This is a genomic window from Solirubrobacter deserti, from assembly GCF_027587175.1.
In the GTDB taxonomy this organism is placed as follows: Bacteria; Actinomycetota; Thermoleophilia; order Solirubrobacterales; family Solirubrobacteraceae; genus Solirubrobacter; species Solirubrobacter deserti.
Genome location: NZ_JAPCID010000017.1, coordinates 40,259 through 60,645, shown reverse-complemented (window position 1 = coordinate 60,645; position 20,387 = coordinate 40,259). Strand labels below are relative to the sequence as shown.

Below are 20,387 nucleotides of genomic sequence, written 5' to 3'. Positions count from 1 at the left end.
CGCCCGTCCTAGCGTCAGTCACGTGCCTGTCACCGAGCCGCTCCCCGCCCGCGCGCTGCTCGACCGCGAGATCATGCTGCGCTGCCTGGCCGACGCCGCCGAGACCGCCGACGCGGCCGATTTCGCCGCCGGCCGCCCCGCCCGCCGCGTCCTGGAGCTGCGCCTGCGCACGACCGAGACGCGTCGGGCTGCCGCCCTTCTGCGAGAGCAGGCACGGGCCATGCGCGGTGCCCCGGACGGCCCGCCGAGCATCCTCGCGCATCGCCGAGCGATCCTCAGCGGCCTCTCGATGCACCGGATGGTGCTCGACATACGGCGCGCGGACTTGTGGATGACCCGCGAGGCCGCCGCCGAGCGCCGCTCGGATGCGCAGGCGCTGCGGGCTCAGGCCGAGCAGCTGCGCCGTCATCGGCGTCGCTAGGTGCAGCTGCCGCTGACGCCGCCCGTCGCGCCGATGCTCGCCAAGCCGGCGGCGACGATCCCGCCGGGCCACTTCTACGAGCCCAAGTGGGACGGCTTCCGCTCGATCGTGTTCCGCGACGGCGACGAGGTGGAGATCGGCAGCCGCAAGGAGCGGCCGATGACGCGCTACTTCCCGGAGATCGTCGAGGCGGTCAAGGCCAACTTCCCGTCGCGCGCGATCATCGACGGCGAGATCGTGATCGCGGGTGAGGGCGGGCTCGACTTCTGGGCGCTGCAGCAGCGCATCCATCCCGCCGCGAGCCGCGTCACCCGCCTGGCGGGCGAGACGCCGGCGAGCTTCATCGCCTTCGACCTGCTCGCGCTCGGCGACGAAGACCTGACCGGCGAGCCGTTCGCGCAGCGCCGCGCGCGGCTGGAAGCGACTCTGGCGGACGCCGCGCCGCCGGTCTACGTCACCCCGATCACGGCCGACGAGGCCACGGCGCACGCCTGGTTCGAGCGCTTCGAAGGCGCCGGGCTCGACGGGCTGATCGCCAAGCATCCCGACCTCACCTACCAGCCCGACAAGCGCGTGATGACCAAGGTCAAGCACGTGCGCACCGCGGACTGCGTGCTCGCCGGCTACCGCGTGCACAAGCGCGCCGAGGACGCGATCGGCTCGCTGCTGCTCGGCCTCTACATCGACGAGGCCGCGCCGCCCTCGCCCTGGAGCAGCGAGTACGGCCGGCTCGCCTCGGTCGGCGTCATCGGTGCGTTCCCGATGGCCCGCCGGCGGGCGCTGTTCGCCGAGCTCCAGCCGCTGGTGGTCGACTTCGCCGAGCACCCGTGGCACTGGGCCGCCGAGCTGGCCGTCGCACCGGAGGGCGGCAGCCGCTGGAACCCGAAGAAGGACCTGTCGTTCGTGCCGCTGCGCCCCGAGCGGGTGGTCGAGGTCCGCTACGACTACCTCGAGGGCGCGCGCTTCCGGCATCCGCCGCAGTTCGTGCGCTGGCGCCCGGACCGCGACCCGCAGACGTGCGGCTACGCGCAGCTCGATCGCCCGGAGCCGTTCGACCTCATGGACGTTCTCTCTGCGTGATCCCGGGTATGCGAAGGCGATGAGCGATCGCGCCTTCACCTCCCCGCCCGCCAGCGCGCACCTGCCCGAGGTCGAGGTCCGCGAGCTGCCCGAGCCGCCGAAGTCGATGTGGCGGATCATCGGCCCGGGCGTCGTCGGCGCCGGCGTCGGCCTCGCGTCCGGCGAGTTCATCCTGTGGCCGTACATCTCCTCGCAGGTCGGCCTCGTGTTCCTGTGGGCCGCGTTCGTGGGCGTGATCGTCCAGTTCTTCCTGAACATGGAGATCGAGCGCTACACGCTCGCGACCGGCGAGACGGCGCTGACCGGCTTCAGCCGCCTCTGGCGGCACTGGGGCCTGTTCTTCGTGATCCTCATCTACTTCGCGAACCTGTGGCCGGGCTGGTCGACGAGCTCGGCGACGCTGATGACCTACCTGTTCGGCGGCGGAGATCCCGTGCCGATCGCGATCGGCATCCTCGTCCTCGTCGGCCTGTCGCTGACGCTCGCCCCGGTCGTCTATGACGCGGTCGAGCGCGTGATCTTCCTCAAGGTCGCGCTGATCGTGATCTTCTTCGGCGTCGCGGCCTTCACCGCCATCTCGGGCGAGGCCGCCGGCGAGGTCAGCAACGTGGTGACGAGCTTCGGCACGTTCCCGGGCGAGCTCGACTTCGCGGTCCTGCTGGGCGCCCTCGCCTTCGCCGGCGCCGGCGGCGGGCAGAACCTGTGCCAGTCGAACTGGATCCGCGACAAGGGCTTCGGCATGGGCAAGTACGTCCCGCGCCTGGTCAGCCCGGTCACGGGCCAGGAGGAGGCGGCGCCGAGCACGGGCTTCGTGTTCGAGCCGACCGAGCGCAACCTCTCCCGCTGGCGCGCGTGGTGGCGGTTCGCGAACCTCGAGCAGCTGTGCACGTTCGTGGCCATCACGGTGATCACGATCACGTTCACGTCGATGCTCGCCTACTCGACCGTGTTCGGCCAGGAAGGGCTGACCGACGACATCAGCTTCCTCGAGGTCGAGGGCAACCGCCTCAACGAGCTCGCGGGCTCGTGGATGGGGCCGCTGTTCTGGGGCATCGGCGCGTTCTCGCTGCTCGCGGCGTCGATGGGCATCGTCGACTACACGAGCCGCGTCGCCGCCGACACGCTCAAGGTCAACTACTTCCGCAACTCGGGGCTCAGCGAGAGCCGCCTGTACTTCGGGCTCGTCTGGGGCCTGGTGATCATCGGCTGCCTGATCCTGCTCGTCGGGCTCGACCAGCCGCTGATCCTGCTCGTGATCTCGGCCTGCGTCGGCGGCGTGATGATGTTCGTCTACTCGATCCTGCTGCTGATCATGAACCGGCGCTCGCTGCCCGAGGCGATCCGCGTGCGCGGCGCCCGCGTCGTGGTCCTGCTCTTCTCCGCCGGGTTCTTCGGCGTGCTGTCGGTGATCACGCTGATCGAAGAGGGCCGCCAGCTGTTCGAGTAGCCGCCTCAGGCCTCGGCGAGGCGCCGGACCGTCTCCAGCTCGCCCTCGACGACGCCGACCTGGCGCCGCAGGTCGGCTTCGCTCACCGACTCGGGGAAGAACTGGGTGAACAGGTACTCGGCGCCCTCGCCGTTGGCGAGCACGCGCGTGAAGACGGCACGTGCGGGCTGATCGACCGACACGATGTCCACCGTGCCGCGCTCGCGTGACACGCGCAGGTCGATGAGCGCTTCCCCGGCGCCCGTGTCGACCACCCAGTGCTCGCCGGCCGCGCGTACCGACCGGGCGAAGCCCGGCGCCCAGCGCGGCAGCGCGTGCGCGTCGCCCACCAGATCCAGCACCGCCTCCGGCGTCGCGCGGATGGAGATCGAGCTGGTGACCGACCGATTCGTATGCATTCGTAGATCATAAGCAGTTACATACGATTTGTCCACGCGTACTCTCAGCGCATGGATCGTGAGGATCTCGGTGCGCTGTTCGCCCGCGGCGCCCGGCGGATGATGGAGGCCGAGCGGCCGCTGCTGGCGGCGCACGGCGTGAGCATGTGGGCCTACGTGGCGCTCACGCTGCTCGCGCGCGGCTCGGCGCCGACGCAGCTCGCGCTCGCCGAGGCGATGGGCTACGACAAGTCGCGGCTGATCAAGATCCTCGACGGCCTGGAGGCCGACGGCCTGATCTCCCGCGCGCCCGATCCCGCGGACCGCCGCGCGCGGGTGATCGAGCTCACGCCGGAGGGCCGCGCCAAGCACGCCGCCATCCAGCGGGACGTGCGGCGCGTCGAGGACGAGATCTTGAGCGTCCTCGGCGCGGACGAGCGGGAGACGCTGCTGTCCGCGCTCGCGCGGCTCACCGCGGGCGCGTCGCCTGACGCCACGAGCGACGCTCGTTGACGACGGCGATGACCCGCGCGGCCAGATAGAACGCCCACGTCTGGCGGTCGCGCCGTGTGGACTCGCCACGGAGCTTGCGCCACGTCCACGGCCCCAACGTCAGCGGCACCAAGAACGCCGCGCCGGAGACCGTGGCGGCCCGCGGCAAGGTCTCCGGCGTCAGCCCGAGCCGCCGCGCGCTGCGCCGGCGCGCCGCCTCCTCGAGCGCCGTCATCGCGTGCCAGAGCGGGCCGAAGACCACCATCGTCCAAGCGGCGTCCGGAAGCCGGTCGGTGTACGCGGCCACCAGCGTCACGACGAGCAGCAGCACGAGCTCGTCCGTCCAGGCGGGCGGAGCATCCAGCTTCTCCGGGTGGCGCACCGGGTCGTAGTGGGCCCTCACCAGCCGCCAGCCGGCGAACCCCTTCAGCCAGCGCTCCCGCTCCTGCTGGGACCAGTCGCCGATCGTCGTCCCGGCGGCGCGGTCGCGCTCGGCCAGCGCGCGCAGCTCGCGCGCCACCGGATCGTCTGCCGCCACCGGCGGGTGGTATCTCCGGCCCGGCGTGATCAGCCGCCATGCCCCGCGCATCTCGACGTCGAAGCTAGCGGGCAGACCCCGCTCACGGTCCGGGGTCCGACGGCTCCGCGTCACCTCCTGCCGCCCGGGTGTACTTCTCTGCGTGGAGCTCGAGTGCCGGGAGATGGCCGTCCATGGGCATACGGTCACCTACCGCACCGCCGGTGAAGGGCCCGTCCTGCTGCTGCTGCACGGCGTGACGAACTCGTCGGAGACGTGGGAGCCGATCGTGCACGCGCTGGCCGGCCGGTTCACCATCGTCGCGCCGGACCTGCTCGGCCACGGCCACTCCGCGACCCCGCGCGGCGACTACTCGCTCGGCGCGCACGCCAGCGGCGTGCGCGACCTGCTGAGCGCCCTCGGTCACGATCGGGTCACGGTCGTCGGCCATTCCCTCGGCGGAGGCGTGGCGATGCAGTTCGCCTACCAGTTCCCCGAGCGCTGCGAGCGGCTCGTGCTCGTCTCCAGCGGCGGGCTCGGCCGCGAGGTGCACCTGCTGCTGCGGGCCGCGACGATTCCCGGCGCCGACTGGGTGCTGCCCGTCCTGACCTCGCGCGGCGTGCGCACGATCGGCTCCGGGATCGCTGCAGCGCTGCGTCAGGGCCACCTCGCGCCCAAGGGCGACGTCGGCGTGCTGGCGAAGGGCTTCGCGTCGCTCGACAGCGCGGGCTCGCGCAGCGCGTTCCTGCACACGGTGCGCGCGGTCATCGACACGGGCGGTCAGCGCGTGAGCGCCAACGACCGGCTGCATCTGGCGGCGGTCCTCCCGACGCTGATCGTGTGGGGCGAGCGCGACTCGATCATCCCTATCGCGCACGGCCACGCCGCGCACGAAGCGATGCCGGGAAGCCGGCTCGAGGTGTTCGAGGGCGCGGGCCACATGCCTCATCACCACGACCCCGAGCGCTTCGCCGCCGTGCTGACCGAGTTCTGCGCGAACACGCCACCCGCCACGCTCACCGCCGACCACTGGCGGCCGCTGCTCAGCCCCTGACGCGGAACTCGAACGCGCGCAGCGGCACCCACGGGCCGCCCGCGTACTCGAACAGCGCCAGGCCGGGGAGCGCGAACGCGCGCGGCACCAAGCGCGCGGTCAGCTCGCGCTCGACGGCGCGGGCGCGCTCGGGCGTGACCTTGTTGCAGACCGTCACGTGCGGACGCAGCGGCTGCTCGTCCTGGCGCGTCAGCCGGCCCGCCCACGCCGAGGCCAGCTCCGCCCGCAGCGTCACGAGCGCGGGCGCGTGGATGTCGACCGCCACGCCGGCCCCGAGGAAGCGCAGGCGGTCGGCCCGCGCCGCGGGCGGCGGCGTGCGCGCCGCGACGGCCTCCAACTCGGCCTCGATCGCCGCCCGCTCGGCCCCGGGCAGCGCGTGGAAGAGCGTCAGGTGGGCGGCGAGGTGGTTGCGCTCGGGCGGGAAGTACGCCTCCCGCCAGGCGTTCAGCCAGGCCTGCTCGGGTGCCGGCAGGGTGGCGGTGAGCACGAGCGGCCGGACGTCCATCCGCCTACGACTAGCATCGGCGGCCGTGGCCGACGTCTGTCCCCATCTCGCCGCGGCGCCGACGGACGTCGCCTATCACCGCTGGTACACGGGCGTGGGCCTGGAGGCCAAGTGGCTGTGCGTCAGCTGCTCCGCGCGCAGCCGGGCGGGGCAGCCGGTCGAGCTCGTCTCCGTCTCCGACGAGCAACGCGCCTGGATCCAGGAGGAGGCCGACCTCGACGGCGGATACGGCGCGCCGGAGGTCAAGGCGCGGCCCGAGCCGTTCGAGGTGGATTTGCGCGAGACGCCGCTGCCGTGGCCCGCGGACGAGGTGCTCGACCTGGCGTCGGTCGGCGGCGGGTGGTTGATCGCGCGCACCGACGGCGCGTTGTTCCGGCTGACCGGCGAGGCGGTCGAGCCGGTGTGCGTGGTCGAGCGCCCGCCGGCCGAGCCGCCGCGCGAGCCGTGGGCGGGCCACGCGCTCACGGCGCGCCTGCACGCCTCCCGTGACGGCGCGTTCGCCGCGATCGTCCACGACTTCGGCCATGTCGGCCGCGTCTACGACCTCAGCTCGGGCGCATCCGTCGCGGAGCTGGACGGCGGCGACTACCACGCCGAGACCGTCCCGTTCTCGTTCGCGTTCGTCGAGCACCAAGGGCGGACCGTCGCCCTGCACCGCACGGGCTGGAACCGGCTCGAAGCGCTCGACCTGCACACCGGTGACGCGCTCATGTCCGGCGGACGCCCGCAGCTGGACTACTTCCACGGCCGGCTGCTCGTCAGCCCGGACGGCGCGCGGGTGCTCGACGACGGCTGGGTATGGCACCCGCACGGCGTGCCCAGCGTGTGGGACGTCGATCTCGAGGCCGAGCCGCAGCTGCGCCGGCTCGCCTGGCGCGCCCACTACTGGAACCGCAGCCTGTGCTGGCTCGACGCCGAGCGTGTGGCGATCAGCGGCATCGGCGAGGACGAGGACTGGATGGTCGACGGGGCGCGGGTGTTCGACGCCGCCGACGGCAGCGAGCTCACCGCGTTCGCCGGCCCCGCCGGCCGCTTCTTCGGCGACGGCGAGCGCTTGTTCGCCGCTGCGCCCGCGGGCCTCGAGGTGTGGGACGTCCGGGACGGCGCCCGCGTGCACCGGATCGACGGCTTCGCCCCGACCCACCAGCACGTGCCCGAGCGGGAGCTGGTCGCGGTCACCGACCACCGGCTGATCCGCTGGCGCTACTAGTGCAGCGGGCACATCAGCTGCGGCACCGAGCCGTCAGCCGAGGCGCCCATCGACTCGTTCACCTGGTAGAGCACGCCGAGGAAGCTCACGCCGGTCAGCAGCAGGCCGACGAGCAGGTACATGACGCGCTCGCGCGTCACGCCGCGCTCGGTGCGAGCGCCCCCGCGCTGCGCTCGCGGATCGGGAGGTGGACGAGCGCCGCCGCGACGCTCAGCGCGATGCAGATGATCCACATCACGTCGTAGCTGCCGCTGGCCTCGTAGATGGTCCCGCCCAGCAGCGCGCCGATGAACGCTCCGACCTGGTGCGAGAGGAAGACCACGCCGAACAGCATGCCCACGTGGCGCGTCCCGAACATCAGCGCCACCAGGCCGGAGGTGAGCGGCACGGTCGAGAGCCACAGCAGCCCGATCAGCGCCGAGAACAGCAGCACGCTCCCCGTGGTGGGCGGCATCAGCAGGAAGATCGCGAAGGCGACGCCGCGCCCGAGGTAGATCCCGCTCAGCAGCAGCCGGCGCGGGTGGCGGCCGCCGAGGATGCCGGACGAGTACGCCCCGATCACGTTGAACAGGCCGATCAGCGACAGCGACCAGGCGGCCAGGCCCTTGCTCAGCCCTTGGTCGGTGAGGTACGGCGGCAGGTGCGTGGTGATGAACGCGATGTGGAAGCCGCAGACGAAGAAGCCGCTGGTGAGCAGCAGGTAGCTCGGGTGCCGGACGGCGGCGCTGAGCGCCCCGCGCGCGGACAGGTGCTCGGAGCCCGGCTCGTCGACGTCGTCGCCGCGCCCGGTCAGCGAGCGCGCCAGCAGCGGCACCACCAGCAACGTGCACGAGAGCAGGATCAGCGCCGTCTCCGCGCCGTAGGCGTCGATGAAGCCCTGGCCGAGCGGGGCGAACAGGAACTGGCCCATCGAGCCCGCGGCGGTCGCGAGGCCCATCGCCCACGAGCGCCGGGACGGCTCGACCAGCCGCGCGAAGGCGGCGATCACGATCGTGAACGAGCCGCCCGCGACGCCCAGGCCGACGAGCACGCCGCCCGTCACCGTCAGCGCGCCCGGCGACGTGCTGAACGCCATCAACGCCACGCCGAGCGCGTACACGAGCCCGCCGGTGGCGAGCACACGGCCGGCGCCGTAGCGGTCGGCAACGGCGCCCGCGAACGGCTGGCCGAGGCCCCAGAGCAGATTCTGGATCGCGATCGCGAGCGCGAAGGCCTCGCGGTCCCAGCCGCGCAGGTCGGTCAGCGGCGCCGTGAACAAGCCGAAGCTCGTCCGCACGCCGAACGTGATGATCGCGATCAGACAGCCCGCGACGACGATGACGGTCGGGCTGCGCCACCAGGGCCGGCTCGTGGACATGGCCGCGACGCTATCAGTTCATTGACTGAACCGGTAGGGTGGTTGCGCGATGGCCCTTCCCCGCGAGTACGAGACCCAGGCCTGCGCGCTCGCCCGCTCCCTCGAGGTCGTCGGCGAGCGCTGGACGTTGCTGATCGTCCGTGACCTGTTCTTCGGCGTGACGCGCTTCACGGACCTGCAGGCGCACCTGGACATCCCGCGCGCGGTCCTGACGCAGCGCCTCGCGCGGCTTGCGGAGGCCGGCATCGTGCAGCGCGATCCCTACGCGCTCACCGACGCCGGCCGCGAGCTGTGGCCGATCGTCCACCAGCTCATGCAGTGGGGCGAGCGCCACCTCGTCGCCGACGGTCCCGTCCGCCTGTTCGCGCATGCCACCTGCGGGACCGAGCTCGCACACGACGGCGCCTGTCCGACGTGCGGCACCGCGCCGCCACCGACGGACATCGAGACGCGGCCGGGCAGCGGGACGCCGGTCGTCGTCCGCACGGACCCGATCAGCGTCGCGCTGCGGCGCCCGCACCGGCTGCTCACGCCGCTCTCCTGATCCGAGTCGACCGCCGGTCGCTTCATTACCGACCACGGGTCGATGGTCGCCGCAAGCGTTTGCGGACATCATGGTCCTCGTCGCTCGTCGCGAACTCTCTCCTCCCGCGGCGGCCGACGGGCATTGATGCGGTGGGCCGGGCTCCTGGACAGACCCGGCCCACCGTGTTCAAGCGCTGACCGCGCCGCCTGAGGCGTCGACGTCACCAGATCGTGCGATGACGCCGAGCCGCCGGGCCGTCAAGGTCGGCCGTGATGGCCATTCGATCTTGCGGCGGCGAGCTCCGTGCGGGTGCGGACCCCGAGCTTCGCGTAGATGCGCCGCAGGTGCGTGGTGACGGTGTTGGTCGAGACCACGAGCCGCTGCGCGACGGCCTGGTTGCTCAGGCCAGCGGCGACCAGCTCGGCCACGCGGGTCTCGGCCGGCGTCAGCTTGTCCCACGGCAGCGCGGGCGACTGCTCGGCCACCAGGTGCACGAGCTCGACCCGCGAGCGGATGCCGAGCTTGGCGAACGCCCGCCGCAGGTGCGTGCTGACCGTGTGCGGGGAGACGAACAGCCGCCCGGCCGCCTCGCGGTTGGTGAGTCCGGACGCGACCAGCCGCGCGACCGCCATCTCGGACTCGGTCAGCTGCTCCCATCCGTCGGTGCGGGCGCCGGCGGCGGGCCGGCGCTGGACGCCGAGCCGGCGCAGGCGCCGTCGCACCCGCGCGGCGTCCCAGCTCGAGTCGAACGCGCTCCACAGCCGCAGGGCCTCGTCGAGCGCGGCGATGGCGGCTGTGTCGTCCCCCGCGCGGGCGTGCGCGACGCCCAGGTCCTCGACGGCGGAGGCGAGCAGCGGCGGGCGCGGGCTCTCGCGCAGGGTGGCGACGGTTTCGGCGAGCGCCTGGACCGGCGCGCCGTGGAGGAGCGCGCGAGCGTGCAGGACCGCGCCCGCGATCGAGACGACGCCGGGGTTCAGCCGCGCGAGGCGCTCCTGCCACTCGACGGCCCGCCGCGCGAGCGCCGTGTCGTCCGCGCGCAGCGCCGCGCGCACGACATACGGGCCGATCGCCGGGTCGACGAGCACGGTGGGCATGTGCAGCGCGCCGCCGTCGCCGGTGAGCGCGCCGAGCCCGGCCCGAAGCTGGTCCTCGTCGTCCTCGGCGAGGCCGAGCAGCGCGAGCAGCAGCGCGCCCTGGCGGCATACCTCGGGCACCGACGCGCCCAGCATCTTGCGCGCGAGCTGCGTGGCGACGCGCGTCTGCTCGCTGTCGCCGGCGTGGATCGCGGCGCGGCCGAGGCCGACGATCGCGGTCGCGTCGGGGCCCGGCACGTCGGTGCCGTCGCCCGCGTCGTAGAGCCCTTCCAGCACGGCCAGGGCCTCCAGCGTCTGGCCGGTGAGGAACAGCAGCCGGCCACGGCGCTGCTCGTAGAGCTGCGCGTCCCACGCCTGCCCCGTGCGCAGCGCGTTCGCCACCTCCTGGACGAGCAGCGGCATCGCCTCGTCGATGCGGTCGAGCAGCACGAGGATGTCACTGCGCCAGTGCTGCCACAGCCACAGCTTCATCGGGTCGCCCGCCGCCGCGGCGGTCCCGGCCTCGATCAGCTCCATCGTCTCGGCGTAGCGGCCCGTCGCGATCAGCACGAAGCCCTCGGCCGTGGCGTTGTCGTACTCGGCCTGCGCGCCCCCGACCCGCCGGCCGACCGCGAGCGCCTCGGGCAGCACGTCGGCCGCGTCCTCCGGGCGGCCCGCGGTGCCGAGCCCGACGATCAGCGCCGCGTACAGCCGCGCCCGCAACGGGTCCGGGATGCCGTCGAGCGCGAGCCCTTGCTCGGCCGCTGCCACCTGATCGGCGGGCGAGATGGTGAACATCCATGCCACCTGCAGCAGCAGCTCGGCCTGGTCGACCGGCGAGAGCAACCCGTCCAGCGTCGTCGCCGCGAACTCCCGCGCCTCGTGCCCGCGGTTGGCGGCGTTGAGCAGCAGCGTCGTCTCGGCCGCGAGCCCGGCGCGGGACGGACCGTCGTCCGCGCACAGCTCGTACCCGCGCCGGCTGAGATCGGCCGCGCCGGCAGGGTCGGAGGGCCCGAGCACACGCGCCGCGTCGAGCAGGAGCGCGGTGGCGCGCGCGCCCCCGGCCGTGGCGGCCGCCGCGAGCCGCGACCCGACCGCGGCGGGCGTCGCGCCGCGCGCGAGCATCACGTCCACCGCACGCCGCTCGAGCGCCCGGCGCCGCTCGCCGTCGAGCGTGTCCAGCACGGCTGCTTGCACCAGCTCCTCCCCGAACGTGTGCGCTTCGCCTCCGACGCCCACCACACCCCCCCCCGCGAGCCCGTCGACCCCCGCCACGAGGCCGTGGTCGCCGTCCGCCGCGTCGCGGCCGGCCGCATCGCCGCCGCCCACCGCTTCGCGGCCGCCCGCCGCCGCGACCTCGCCGCGCCCCACCGCCTCCGCATCGCCGACCAGCGCGGCCACCGCGCCCGGTTCGCTGCGCCGGCCGAGCACGGCCGCGGCCTCCACCACCTCGCGGGCCGGCGGCGACAAGCGGGCGAGGCGGTCACGCATGTGGTCGCGGACGCGGGCGGGCAGCGCGGCGGACGCCAGCTCGGCGGTGCCGTCGGCGCGGGTCAGCAGGTCCTCCTCGAGCGCGCCCGCGAGGAACTCGGCGAGCGCGTGCGGGTTGCCGCCGGTGCCGTGCGCGCCGCTGAGCAGGCGCGGGCCGGGCTCCGCGCGCACCGTGTCGCGCACGATCGCGGCGACCGCTTCGGGCGCGAGCGGCTGCAGGCGGATGCGGTCGCCGCGCAGCTGCTCCAGCCGCCCGTCCAGCTCCGTGGGGCGGTAGGCGACGAGCCAGACGACCGGCAGCGCGGCCAGCGCGGCGGCGAGCCGCGCGACGGCGTCGAGGCTCTGCGGGTCGGCCCAGTGCACGTCGTCGAGCGCGATCAGCAGCGGCGCCTCCAGAGCTGCCGCCTCGAGCCGGGCCTCGAGCTCCTGCAGCACCCACAGGCGCTCGTCGGGACGGCCGCGGTGCGCGTCGAGCTCGCCAGGCTCGATCACCTCGCCGAGTGCGCGCAGCAGGACGCCGAGCGGCGTCGGCTCGCCCGGGAAGGCCGCCGCCGCGGCCGCGACGCGCACGCCGTTGCGGCGCGCGATGGCCACGGCCTCGAAGACCAGGCGCGACTTGCCGATGCCCGCGACGCCTTCGATCGCGACGACCGCACCGTGCCCGGCGACCGCGTCGGCGATCAACCCGGACAGGCCCGCCAGCTCGTCGTCGCGCCCGCGAAATCGTCCTGTCACGGGGCGCGAATCTACCGGTTCGATGGCTGACCGTTTGCTCGGTCGCGAGACGGAGCTCGCGCTCATCACCGAGTTGCTCGTGTCAGCACAGGAGCGGGGCGGCGCGCTCGTCTTCCACGGAGAGCCGGGCATCGGCAAGAGCACGCTCGCGAAAGCGACGATCCGGCACGCCCGGGAGCTGGGCTCGACCGTGCTGACCACGACCGGCGTCCGCACCGATGCGGCGTTCCCGTACTCAGGCCTGCACCAGCTCGTGTGGCCGGTGCTGGGGGAGCTCGCGCGGCTGCCCGGTCCCCAGCGGTCCGCGCTGGAGGCGGCGCTCGGCGCCGACGAAGGCCCCGTCGATGCCTACCGCGCCGGCCTCGCGCTGCTGACGCTGCTTGGCGACGTCGCCGAGCATTCCCCCGTGGTGGTCGTCGCCGAGGACGCCCACTGGGTCGACGCGCCGACGTGCGAGGTGCTCGCGTTCGTCGCGCGGCGGATCGAAGCCGACGCCGTGGCCATGCTGATCACCTCGCGCGAGGAGATCCCGCGCAGCATCCGCGGCGCCGGCCTGCCGATGCGGCGGCTGCAGCCGCTCACGCCCGAGGCCGCCGACGCGCTGCTGCACGCGCTCGACCCGGCGCTCGCACCGGCCGTCCGGCGGCAGATCTTCGAGCAGGCGGCGGGCAACCCGCTGGGGCTGGTCGAGCTGCTGTCGGAGGCGGCGCGCGGCGTCGGCCAACCGGCGCTCCCGGCCTGGCTGCCGCTCACCACCCGGCTGGAGCGGACGTTCTCCGCCCGCGTCGCCGACCTGCCGCCGACCACCCGCGTCGCGCTGCTCGTCGCGGCGCTCAGCGATCCGGCCGCGCTCGACGAGGTGCTCGCGGCCGCGCGCGAGGTCGCCGGGGAGCCGATCACGCTCGCCGCCTTCACCCCGGCGGTCGAAGCGGGCCTGCTGGAGGTCGACGAGCTGCGCGTCGCGTTCGCGCATCCGCTCGTGCGCACCGCGGTCGCGCAGCGCGCCACCGACGGCCTCCGGCGCGCCGTCCACGCCGCGCTGGCCGACACCCTCGCCGCGTCACCCGGGCGCGCGATCTGGCACCGCGTCGCCGGCGTCGAGGCCCCCGACGACGCGCTCGCGGACGAGCTCGCGACGCTCGCCCGGTCGGCGATCGCGCGCGGGTCGGTCATCAGCGCCGCCGAGACGCTCGGCCGCGCGGGCACGCTCACCTCGGACCCGATCCGGCGCGGCGGCCGGCTGCTGGACGCGGCGGAGATCGCGCTGGAGGTCGGCCGCGGCGACCTCGTCGAGCAGCTGCTGTCCGACGCCGACCTGCTCCCGCTCGGGCCGGCCGACCAGGCGCGCCGGCGCTGGCTGCACGACGCCGCCCGCGTGCAGGCGCCGAGCCCGGCGTGGTTCGAGGTCTACCTCGAGCGCACCGAGGGGCTGCTGGCCGCGGGGGACGCAGTCCGCGGCGGCCAGGCGCTGCTGACCGTCGCGTTCCGATGCTGGTGGGCGGACGTCCCGGCCGCCACCCGCGCGCGCATCGTCGCGCTGGCCCGGACGCTTGCCTCCGGGGCGCTCGTGCGGACCATCGTGGAGTCGCTCGTCGACCCGGTGGGAAGCCGCGCGCAAGTCGCCGACGCGCTGCGCACGCTGGACCTGGAGGCCGTCCCCAGCGAGCTGCTGCGCCTGGCCGCGGTCTCGGCCGCCGTGGTCGGCGAGTTCGACCGCGGCGTCGTGATCGCCGACCGCGCGATCGAGCGGCTGCGAGCGCGCGGCCGCTACGGGCTGCTCGCCCCCGCGCTGGCCGGCCGCGCCTGGAGCGGTGTCTACGCCGGCGACTGGGGCGCGGCGCTGGCCGCGGCGACCGAGGCCGCCGCGATCTCACGCGAGACGGCCCAGCCGCTGTGGACCGTCTCGGCCACGGCCGCCCAGGCCACGCTGACCGCCCTGCGCGGCGACCCCGAGCGCGGCGCGGAGCTCGCCGAAGCGGCTCTCGCCCTGCTCCCGCCGGGTGCCGCGGACGGCATGCGCGCGCTCGTGGAGCTGGCCCGTGCCACCGCGCACCTGGCGGCCGAACGCCCCGACGAGGCGCTCGTCCACTTCACCGCCATTCTCGACCCCGCGCAGCCGTGGCACAGCGCGTTCGTCGCGCGCTGGGTCGTCGCCGACGCCGCGGAAGCGGCGCACCGCGCCGGCGACCGCGACGCGCTCGCCGCGATCGTCCGCTTCGGCTGCGCGGCCGCCGCGAGCGCGCACCTGCACGCCGCGACCGCCTACGCCGCGCTGCTCGCCGACGAAGACGCGCCCGCCGAAGCGGCCCTGCCCGCGTGCGCCGGCCTCCCCGCGTTGCGCGCCCGCGTCCAGCTCGCCCACGGCGCGCGGCTGCACCGCCGGCGGCGCACCAACGAAGCGCGCCCGCTGCTGCGCGGGGCGCGGGAGACGTTCCAGGCGCTCGGGATGACGGCGTTCGCGGAGCGCGCCCGCCAGGAGCTGCGGGCCGCCGGCGAGTCCGTGCACGCCGGCCCGGTCGACGCGTCGCAGCTGCTCACACCGCAGGAGCTGCAGATCGCCCGGCTGGCGGCCGACGGCCTCAGCAACCGCGAGATCGGCGCGACGCTCTACCTCTCGCACCGCACGGTCGGCTCGCACCTGTACCGCGTCTTCCCCAAGCTCGGGGTGACTTCACGCGGCGAGCTGCGCGCCCTCCTCGCCTGACGAGCGCCGCCGCTCCCCGTCCGGCTCCGCCTTGCGACGGTTGACGAACCGCACGCGGCAAGCGTGTTCACAGCGACTGACGCGTCCCCAGCACGAGCGCGCCGAGGTCGCTCAGCCGCGCCGCGTCCGTGCGCGCGAGCCCGTCCACGAGCACGAGCGAGACGCGCGCCACCGGCGCCACGGCCTGGCGCCCGCGCGCGCTGAGCTTGGAGTCGTCGAGCAGGAGCACGGACTGCTCGGCCTGGGCCAGCATCGTTCGCTTGATCTCGGCCTCGAGCACGTCGGCGTCGGTCATCACCCCGGTCGCCGTGATGCCGGTGATGCTCATGAGCAGCCGGTCGGCGAAGTGGTCGCGCGCCGCCCGGACCGCCGCCGGCCCGACGTAGGAGCACGTCAGGCGTCGGAACGTGCCGCCGATCGCGATCACCTCGGCCTGCTCGGCCCCGGACAGCTCCTGCAGCACGGGCAGGCTGTTGGTGATCACCCGCAGCGGCAGCGCCCGCTGGGCGATCAGCCGCGCGAGGAAGTACGTGGTCGAGGACGCGTCCAGGAACACCGTCTCGCCCGGCGTGAGCAGCGCGAACGCCGCCTCCGCCAGCCGCGTCTTGGCTTCCGGCGCGTCGCGCAGCCGCTGCGCGAACGAGTTCTCGGTCGCCGCGAGCGACGGCAGCACCGCGCCGCCGTGCGTGCGCCGCGCGACGCCGCGCTCCGCCAGGACCGTCAGGTCCCGCCGTGCCGTCATCGGCGACACCCCGAAGCGCGCCTGCACCTCGGTGATCGTCACTGCGCCCGCCGCCTGCAGCTGCTCCGCGATCAGCCGCCGCCGCTCCTCCGAGAGCAGCGGCGACCGGCCGCCGCCCGCGAGGGCCGTGGCCGTCACGGCGGCTGAGCGCAGCCGCCCGTTCGTCTCACCCACGCGCCCTCCTCATCGACCGCAGAGAGATCTACACGAGCGCGGGGCGGGTTCGCATCAGAGGAACCCCCATCCTTCGGGCGCGTCGTATAAGAGCTCGTCAGGTCTGGGCGGTCGGGCGACCTGGCCGGCCACCTGCGCCAGACGCTCGCGGAACTCCCGTCGCCGTAGCCTGGAGGCGGTGGGAGCTCGTCTGGACGGGGTGCGTGCGCGCGTCGGGTTCGCCGGCGCGGCCGCGTCGCTGGTGGTCGTGTTCGCCGCGTCGGCGGCGGCGATCCCGCTGTATGAGTACTACCGGCGCGCGGACGGCCTGACGCACGCCGACCTGGCGATGACCGCGGTCGCGTACTTTCTCGCCGTGATCGTCGCGCTGCTGGTGTTCGGGCGCGTGTCCGACCACGTGGGACGCCGCCCGGCCGCGCTGGTCGCGCTCGCGCTGGCGGCGGCCGGGACGCTCGTGCTGACCGACGTCCACAGCGTCCTGCCGCTGATCGCGGGCCGCGCGCTGCAGGGGTTCGGTTGCGGGCTGGCCTCGAGCGCGATCGCGGCCTTCGTGGTCGACAGCGCACCGCGGTCCCCCGGCTGGCTGGGCAGCGTGGTAACCACCGCTTCGCCGATGGCCGGCCTGACCATCGGCGCCCTCGGCTCCGGCGCATTGGCGGAGTACGGCCCGGCACCGCGCACGCTCGTCTACGAGCTGCTCGTCGTCGCCCTCGCCGTGTGCGCGGTGCTCATCGTCGCGAGCCGGGAGACCGTGGCCCGCGTGCCGGGGCTGCTCGCCTCCCTGCGCCCGCGCGTGGCCGTCCCGTCCCGCGCGCGCCCGCTGCTGCCCGTCGCGTGCTCGATCTTCGTTGCGACCTGGGCCTTCGGCGGCTTCTACCAGGCGTTCGGCCCGTCGGTGACCGCGGACGAGCTGGGCACCGCCAGCCCGTTCGTCGCCGCCGCGGTGTTCGCGTCCTTCAACGCGCCGGCCGCGGTGGGCGCCGCCTGCGCCGGCCGCGCGCTGCCGGAGACGAGCCAGCGCGCCGGGATGGTCGTGTTCGTGCTGGCGGTGATCGGCGCGCTCGCCTCGCTCAGCGCCGGCGCGGTGGCCGGGTTCCTGGTCGCGAGCGCGGTCGCCGGCATCGCGCAGGGCGCCGCCTTCGCCGCGTCGATGCGCGCGCTGCTCAGCCGGGCGACCGCCGCCGAGCGCGCCGGCCTGCTGTCGGCGATCTACCTCATCTCCTACTCGGGCGCGGCGCTGCCGAACTTCGTCGCGGGCCAATTGTCACGCAGCGCGAGCCTGTTCCACGTCGCGCTCGGCTACGGCGTGCTCGCCGCGGTGGCGTGCGCGATCACGCTCGCGGGCACCCGGCGGCGCTCACTCGCCTGAGCGCGGGAACAGGCGCTCGGCGGCGAGCACGGCCGCGGCGCGCCGGCGCGCGAGCACGCCGGGGTCCGAGGCGTCCTCGAACACGTGCAGCTCGATCGCCGACAGCCAGCCCATGCTCAGGTGCACGAGCAGCAGCAGCACGTCGATCGGCTCGAACGCGTCGTCGAGCGCGCCTTCGGCCTGGCCGCGCGCGATCGCGTCGAGCTTGGTGCGCAGCGACGCCATGCCCGCCTCGCCGAGGCCGACGAGCGCCTCGTTGGGCTCCAGCCGGCTCCATCCGGCCAGGCGCAGCAGCTCGGGGTGCTCGGTGTAGAAGTCGAACAGCTCGCCGACGTAGCCGGGCAGGTCGGCGGGATCGAGCACGGTGCTGTCCATGATCTGCTGGAGCTGGTCCGCGGCCACCGCGGCGTACAGCTCCTCCTTGGAGCGGAAGTACGCGTACACGCGCTCCTTGCTGGTCTTCGCCGACCGCGCGATCCGGTCCACGCGGGCGCCGGCGACGCCGTGCTGGGCGAACTCCTCGAGCGCCGCAGCGAGCACCCGCTCCTTGGGTGTGGCGACCTTCGTCACACCTCGAGCCTAGCTGCTACGGTCCAAACCGAACAGTTTGGTTTGGATCTCGGCGAAGGAGCCCCCATGCAGCAGCGCACACTCGGAACACAGGGCCTGAAGGTCTCGGCGATCGGCTTCGGCACGATGGGCATGACGATGGCCTACGGCGAAGGCAGCAGCGAGGCGGACGCGATCGCGACCATCCGCGCCGCCCGCGAGGCCGGTGTCACGTTCTTCGACACCGCCGAGCTCTACGGCGGCGGCACCGGCTCCAACGAGCAGCTCGTCGGCAAGGCCGTCAAGCCGTTCCGCGACGAGGTGGTCATCGCCACCAAGTTCGGCTTCGACATGGAGGTCGAGCCGCTCGGCAGCGGCGTCGACAGCCGCCCGAAGCGCATCCGCGAGGTCACCGAGAACAGCCTCCGCTACCTCGGCGTCGACGTGATCGACGTCCTCTACCAGCACCGCGTGGACCCGGACGTGCCGATGGAGGACGTCGCCGGGACCGTCAAGGAGCTGATCGAGGAGGGCAAGGTCCGCTGGTTCGGCCTCAGCGAGGCCGGCCCCGAGAACATCCGGCGCGCGCACGCCGTGCAGCCCGTGTCCGTGCTGCAGACCGAGTACTCGGTGTTCGAGCGCCAGGTCGAGGCGGACGTGCTGCCGACCGTCCGCGAGCTCGGCATCGGCTTCGTGCCGTACTCGCCGCTCGGCCGCGGCTTCCTCACCGACGACGTGCGCCCCGCCGCCGAGTACCCGGCCAACGACATGCGCAGCTGGGACGACCGCTGGCAGCCCGGCAACTACGAGCGCAACCTCGCCGCGGTCGAGCAGCTCAAGCAGCTCGCCGCGACGAAGGGCATCACGACCGGCCAGCTCGCGCTCGCGTGGCTGCTCGCCCAGGGCGACGACATCGTCCCCATTCCGGGCACGCGCAGCGCCAAGCGCGCGGTCGAGAACGCGGCGGCGGCCGACATCACCCTCACCGCCTCCGACCTGGAGACGATCCGCGAGGCGCTGCCGCAGGGCGGGTACGGCAGCCGCTACCCGGAGCCGTTCATGCCGAAGGGCTAGGGGCGCGCGCCGGGAACGGGCTCGTACTCGAGCTCGGCGCGGTTCCAGCCACCGTGGACGGCGGCCGCCTCGTAGGTGGTCTGCAGGAAGTCGAGCAGCGTCGCCTCCGGGTCGTCGGCGCTGCGGACCGCCTCGTAGGGCAGCAGATACTGCCCGCCGTCCTCGAAGTAGTACGCCTGCTCCGGCAGCACCTCGTGGGCCTTGAAGCCGTCGGGCTCGGGATAGGCGTAGGCGTAGAAGGCTCCCTCCTCGCCGCCGCCGGGCCAGAAGCCGCAGCTGCTCAGCTCGTGCGAGTAGCCCTCGACCATCACCCAGTCACCGCAGTTGGGCGCGCCGCCCGGGTGCTTGGGCGCGGAGCGCCCGGTGAAGCGCGTGCACGCGAGATCCATCGCGCCCCAGAAGAAGTGCACGGGGCTGACCTTGCCGAGGTAGCGGCTGCGGAAGCGCTGCAGGACGCGATCGGCCTGGACGAGCTGGCGCCAGAACGTGTGGACGGCGTCCGGGTCGTAGGCGCTGTGCTGCTCGTCCTCGGCGAACGGGATCGCCGGATTGACCTCGTTCGGCGTGGCGGTGATGGCGAGCGGGAGCTCGAGGCGCTTCAGCGCGTCCATGACCTCCGCGTAGAAGCGCGCGACGGTCTTGGGCTCCAGCGCCACGGTCGCCCGCGCGCCGCTGGAGGCGTCGATGCGCAGCTGGTCGTCGTGGAAGTCGAACGTGAGCTCGCACGTGCCCGCCCCGGCGGGGATGGCGCCCGTGGTGAGCCCGCGCGGCGTCACGTACAGCGTCACCTGCCACCAGTGGTTGACCATCGGCGCACCGGCCATCCGGAGCTTGCCGACGATCTGCAGCCACATGTGCAGCGTCTCGCGCGTCTCGGTCCACTCGTCCACCCGCAGCGCGGGCCAGCCCGCCGTCGATCCGCTCATTCGCTTCACCCTACGCGGACGGACTCGCGGTCGAACGCGTCGGCCGCGGTGGGCGCGCAGGCGGACGGCCGACCCGCGCGTCGTCACGGTCAGCGCGCTGATCATCGTTCCGGCGCGAGCGCGCGCCCACCCTACGCTGTACCTCGAGCGGTTCCCTTGGCCTTGCAGTCGCTCCCGAACGTCCTGTCCGAGAGAAGGGAGCCGTGTTGTCCTCCACCCTACGTCGGCCGTCGCTCGCGCTGAGCGTCCGGCCCGACCGCAGCCGTGTCGTCGTCACGGTGGGCGGCGAGATCGACGTCGCCACGATCGACGATCTCGACGCGGCCGTCCGCGAGCTGCGCGGCGTCTCCTGGATGGAGATCGTCCTCGACCTGCACCGGGTCGAGGTCATCGGGTCGACGGGACTCGCCTGGCTGGTCCGCACGTCCCGCGCCGCGCGGGCCGAGGGCTGGACAATGGTGCTCGTCGACGGGTCGCCCGCTGTGACCCGTCTGCTCGCGTTGACCGGCGTGCCGCGCGATCTCTTCGACTGGACGGGCAGCGTGTAGACCCCACGGTCGGCCT

General features: G+C 74.0%; 20 protein-coding genes. 11 read left to right on the top strand and 9 right to left on the bottom strand.

The features are described 5' to 3' along the window. The first annotated feature begins 22 nt into the window (after nucleotides 1–22). The 3 genes from OJ962_RS13955 to OJ962_RS13945 are packed head-to-tail and all read left to right on the top strand — an operon-like array spanning nucleotide 23 to nucleotide 2,948. Nucleotides 23–421 (top strand): hypothetical protein, encoded by a 399-nt coding sequence (locus OJ962_RS13955; protein WP_202955289.1) that lies wholly within the window; start codon nucleotides 23–25, stop codon nucleotides 419–421. Next, nucleotides 422–1,501, top strand: a complete 1,080-nt coding sequence (locus OJ962_RS13950) for an ATP-dependent DNA ligase (RefSeq protein ID WP_202955288.1) — start codon at nucleotides 422–424, stop codon at nucleotides 1,499–1,501. A gap of 19 nt (nucleotides 1,502–1,520) precedes the next feature. Next, entirely contained in the window at nucleotides 1,521–2,948 is a 1,428-nt protein-coding gene (locus OJ962_RS13945) for an Nramp family divalent metal transporter (RefSeq protein ID WP_202955287.1), read from the top strand. Nucleotides 2,949–2,953: 5 nt separating this feature from the next. Here OJ962_RS13945 and OJ962_RS13940 read toward each other — a convergent pair whose 3' ends face one another. After that, the gene (locus tag OJ962_RS13940; protein WP_202955286.1) at nucleotides 2,954–3,346 is read right to left on the bottom strand and encodes an SRPBCC family protein; all 393 of its coding nucleotides are present in this window, start codon (nucleotides 3,344–3,346) and stop codon (nucleotides 2,954–2,956) included. A 51-nt stretch (nucleotides 3,347–3,397) separates the two neighbouring features. On the opposite strand from OJ962_RS13940, the gene OJ962_RS13935 reads away from it, so the two are divergent. Further along, entirely contained in the window at nucleotides 3,398–3,838 is a 441-nt protein-coding gene (locus OJ962_RS13935; RefSeq protein WP_202955285.1) for a MarR family winged helix-turn-helix transcriptional regulator, read from the top strand. On the opposite strand, the gene OJ962_RS13930 is transcribed toward OJ962_RS13935, so the two are convergent. Further along, nucleotides 3,795–4,406: a hypothetical protein gene (locus OJ962_RS13930; protein WP_270006407.1), complete on the bottom strand. Its 612-nt coding sequence runs from the start codon at nucleotides 4,404–4,406 to the stop codon at nucleotides 3,795–3,797. The genes OJ962_RS13935 and OJ962_RS13930 overlap by 44 nt on opposite strands. Nucleotides 4,407–4,497: 91 nt before the next feature. On the opposite strand from OJ962_RS13930, the gene OJ962_RS13925 reads away from it, so the two are divergent. Beyond that, complete coding sequence (locus OJ962_RS13925) at nucleotides 4,498–5,388, top strand: alpha/beta fold hydrolase (RefSeq protein WP_270006406.1); 891 nt, start codon at nucleotides 4,498–4,500, stop codon at nucleotides 5,386–5,388. Here the strand turns inward: OJ962_RS13925 and OJ962_RS13920 are convergent. Further along, nucleotides 5,378–5,893: a 2'-5' RNA ligase family protein gene (locus OJ962_RS13920; protein ID WP_202955283.1), complete on the bottom strand. Its 516-nt coding sequence runs from the start codon at nucleotides 5,891–5,893 to the stop codon at nucleotides 5,378–5,380. The two genes, OJ962_RS13925 and OJ962_RS13920, sit on opposite strands and share 11 nt — an antisense overlap. A gap of 25 nt (nucleotides 5,894–5,918) precedes the next feature. Between OJ962_RS13920 and OJ962_RS13915 the strand changes: the two genes are divergently transcribed. Beyond that, nucleotides 5,919–7,103, top strand: coding sequence for a WD40 repeat domain-containing protein (locus OJ962_RS13915; RefSeq protein ID WP_202955282.1), 1,185 nt, complete (start codon nucleotides 5,919–5,921; stop codon nucleotides 7,101–7,103). On the opposite strand, the gene OJ962_RS13910 is transcribed toward OJ962_RS13915, so the two are convergent. Further along, complete coding sequence (locus OJ962_RS13910; protein ID WP_202955281.1) at nucleotides 7,100–7,243, bottom strand: hypothetical protein; 144 nt, start codon at nucleotides 7,241–7,243, stop codon at nucleotides 7,100–7,102. The two genes, OJ962_RS13915 and OJ962_RS13910, sit on opposite strands and share 4 nt — an antisense overlap. Continuing rightward, on the bottom strand, nucleotides 7,240–8,460 hold the full coding sequence (locus tag OJ962_RS13905; protein WP_202955280.1) for an MFS transporter: 1,221 nt from the start codon (nucleotides 8,458–8,460) through the stop codon (nucleotides 7,240–7,242). Before OJ962_RS13905 ends, OJ962_RS13910 begins: the two co-directional genes overlap by 4 nt. Nucleotides 8,461–8,509: 49 nt before the next feature. On the opposite strand from OJ962_RS13905, the gene OJ962_RS13900 reads away from it, so the two are divergent. Further along, on the top strand, nucleotides 8,510–9,004 hold the full coding sequence (locus OJ962_RS13900; RefSeq protein WP_202955279.1) for a winged helix-turn-helix transcriptional regulator: 495 nt from the start codon (nucleotides 8,510–8,512) through the stop codon (nucleotides 9,002–9,004). Between the two features lie 239 nt (nucleotides 9,005–9,243). Here OJ962_RS13900 and OJ962_RS13895 read toward each other — a convergent pair whose 3' ends face one another. After that, nucleotides 9,244–12,285 (bottom strand): helix-turn-helix transcriptional regulator, encoded by a 3,042-nt coding sequence (locus OJ962_RS13895; protein WP_270006405.1) that lies wholly within the window; start codon nucleotides 12,283–12,285, stop codon nucleotides 9,244–9,246. A 22-nt stretch (nucleotides 12,286–12,307) separates the two neighbouring features. On the opposite strand from OJ962_RS13895, the gene OJ962_RS13890 reads away from it, so the two are divergent. Then, nucleotides 12,308–14,989, top strand: coding sequence for a helix-turn-helix transcriptional regulator (locus tag OJ962_RS13890; protein ID WP_202955277.1), 2,682 nt, complete (start codon nucleotides 12,308–12,310; stop codon nucleotides 14,987–14,989). A 67-nt stretch (nucleotides 14,990–15,056) separates the two neighbouring features. On the opposite strand, the gene OJ962_RS13885 is transcribed toward OJ962_RS13890, so the two are convergent. Then, a complete protein-coding gene (locus OJ962_RS13885; RefSeq protein ID WP_202955276.1) occupies nucleotides 15,057–15,905 on the bottom strand; it encodes a DeoR/GlpR family DNA-binding transcription regulator in 849 nt (282 codons plus the stop codon). Between the two features lie 178 nt (nucleotides 15,906–16,083). Here OJ962_RS13885 and OJ962_RS13880 point away from each other — a divergent pair, with 178 nt between their 5' ends. Beyond that, nucleotides 16,084–17,274 carry an MFS transporter gene (locus OJ962_RS13880; RefSeq protein ID WP_202955275.1) on the top strand — a complete coding sequence of 397 codons (1,191 nt, stop codon included), beginning with the start codon at nucleotides 16,084–16,086 and terminating at the stop codon, nucleotides 17,272–17,274. Here OJ962_RS13880 and OJ962_RS13875 read toward each other — a convergent pair. Beyond that, complete coding sequence (locus tag OJ962_RS13875; RefSeq protein ID WP_202955274.1) at nucleotides 17,263–17,844, bottom strand: TetR family transcriptional regulator; 582 nt, start codon at nucleotides 17,842–17,844, stop codon at nucleotides 17,263–17,265. The two genes, OJ962_RS13880 and OJ962_RS13875, sit on opposite strands and share 12 nt — an antisense overlap. 66 nt (nucleotides 17,845–17,910) lie before the next feature. On the opposite strand from OJ962_RS13875, the gene OJ962_RS13870 reads away from it, so the two are divergent. Beyond that, nucleotides 17,911–18,897 carry an aldo/keto reductase gene (locus OJ962_RS13870; RefSeq protein ID WP_202955273.1) on the top strand — a complete coding sequence of 329 codons (987 nt, stop codon included), beginning with the start codon at nucleotides 17,911–17,913 and terminating at the stop codon, nucleotides 18,895–18,897. Here the strand turns inward: OJ962_RS13870 and OJ962_RS13865 are convergent. Continuing rightward, nucleotides 18,894–19,823 (bottom strand): DUF5996 family protein, encoded by a 930-nt coding sequence (locus OJ962_RS13865; protein ID WP_202955272.1) that lies wholly within the window; start codon nucleotides 19,821–19,823, stop codon nucleotides 18,894–18,896. The genes OJ962_RS13870 and OJ962_RS13865 overlap by 4 nt on opposite strands. 203 nt (nucleotides 19,824–20,026) lie before the next feature. Here OJ962_RS13865 and OJ962_RS13860 point away from each other — a divergent pair, with 203 nt between their 5' ends. After that, on the top strand, nucleotides 20,027–20,371 hold the full coding sequence (locus tag OJ962_RS13860) for an STAS domain-containing protein (protein ID WP_202955271.1): 345 nt from the start codon (nucleotides 20,027–20,029) through the stop codon (nucleotides 20,369–20,371). Nucleotides 20,372–20,387: the final 16 nt, after the last annotated feature.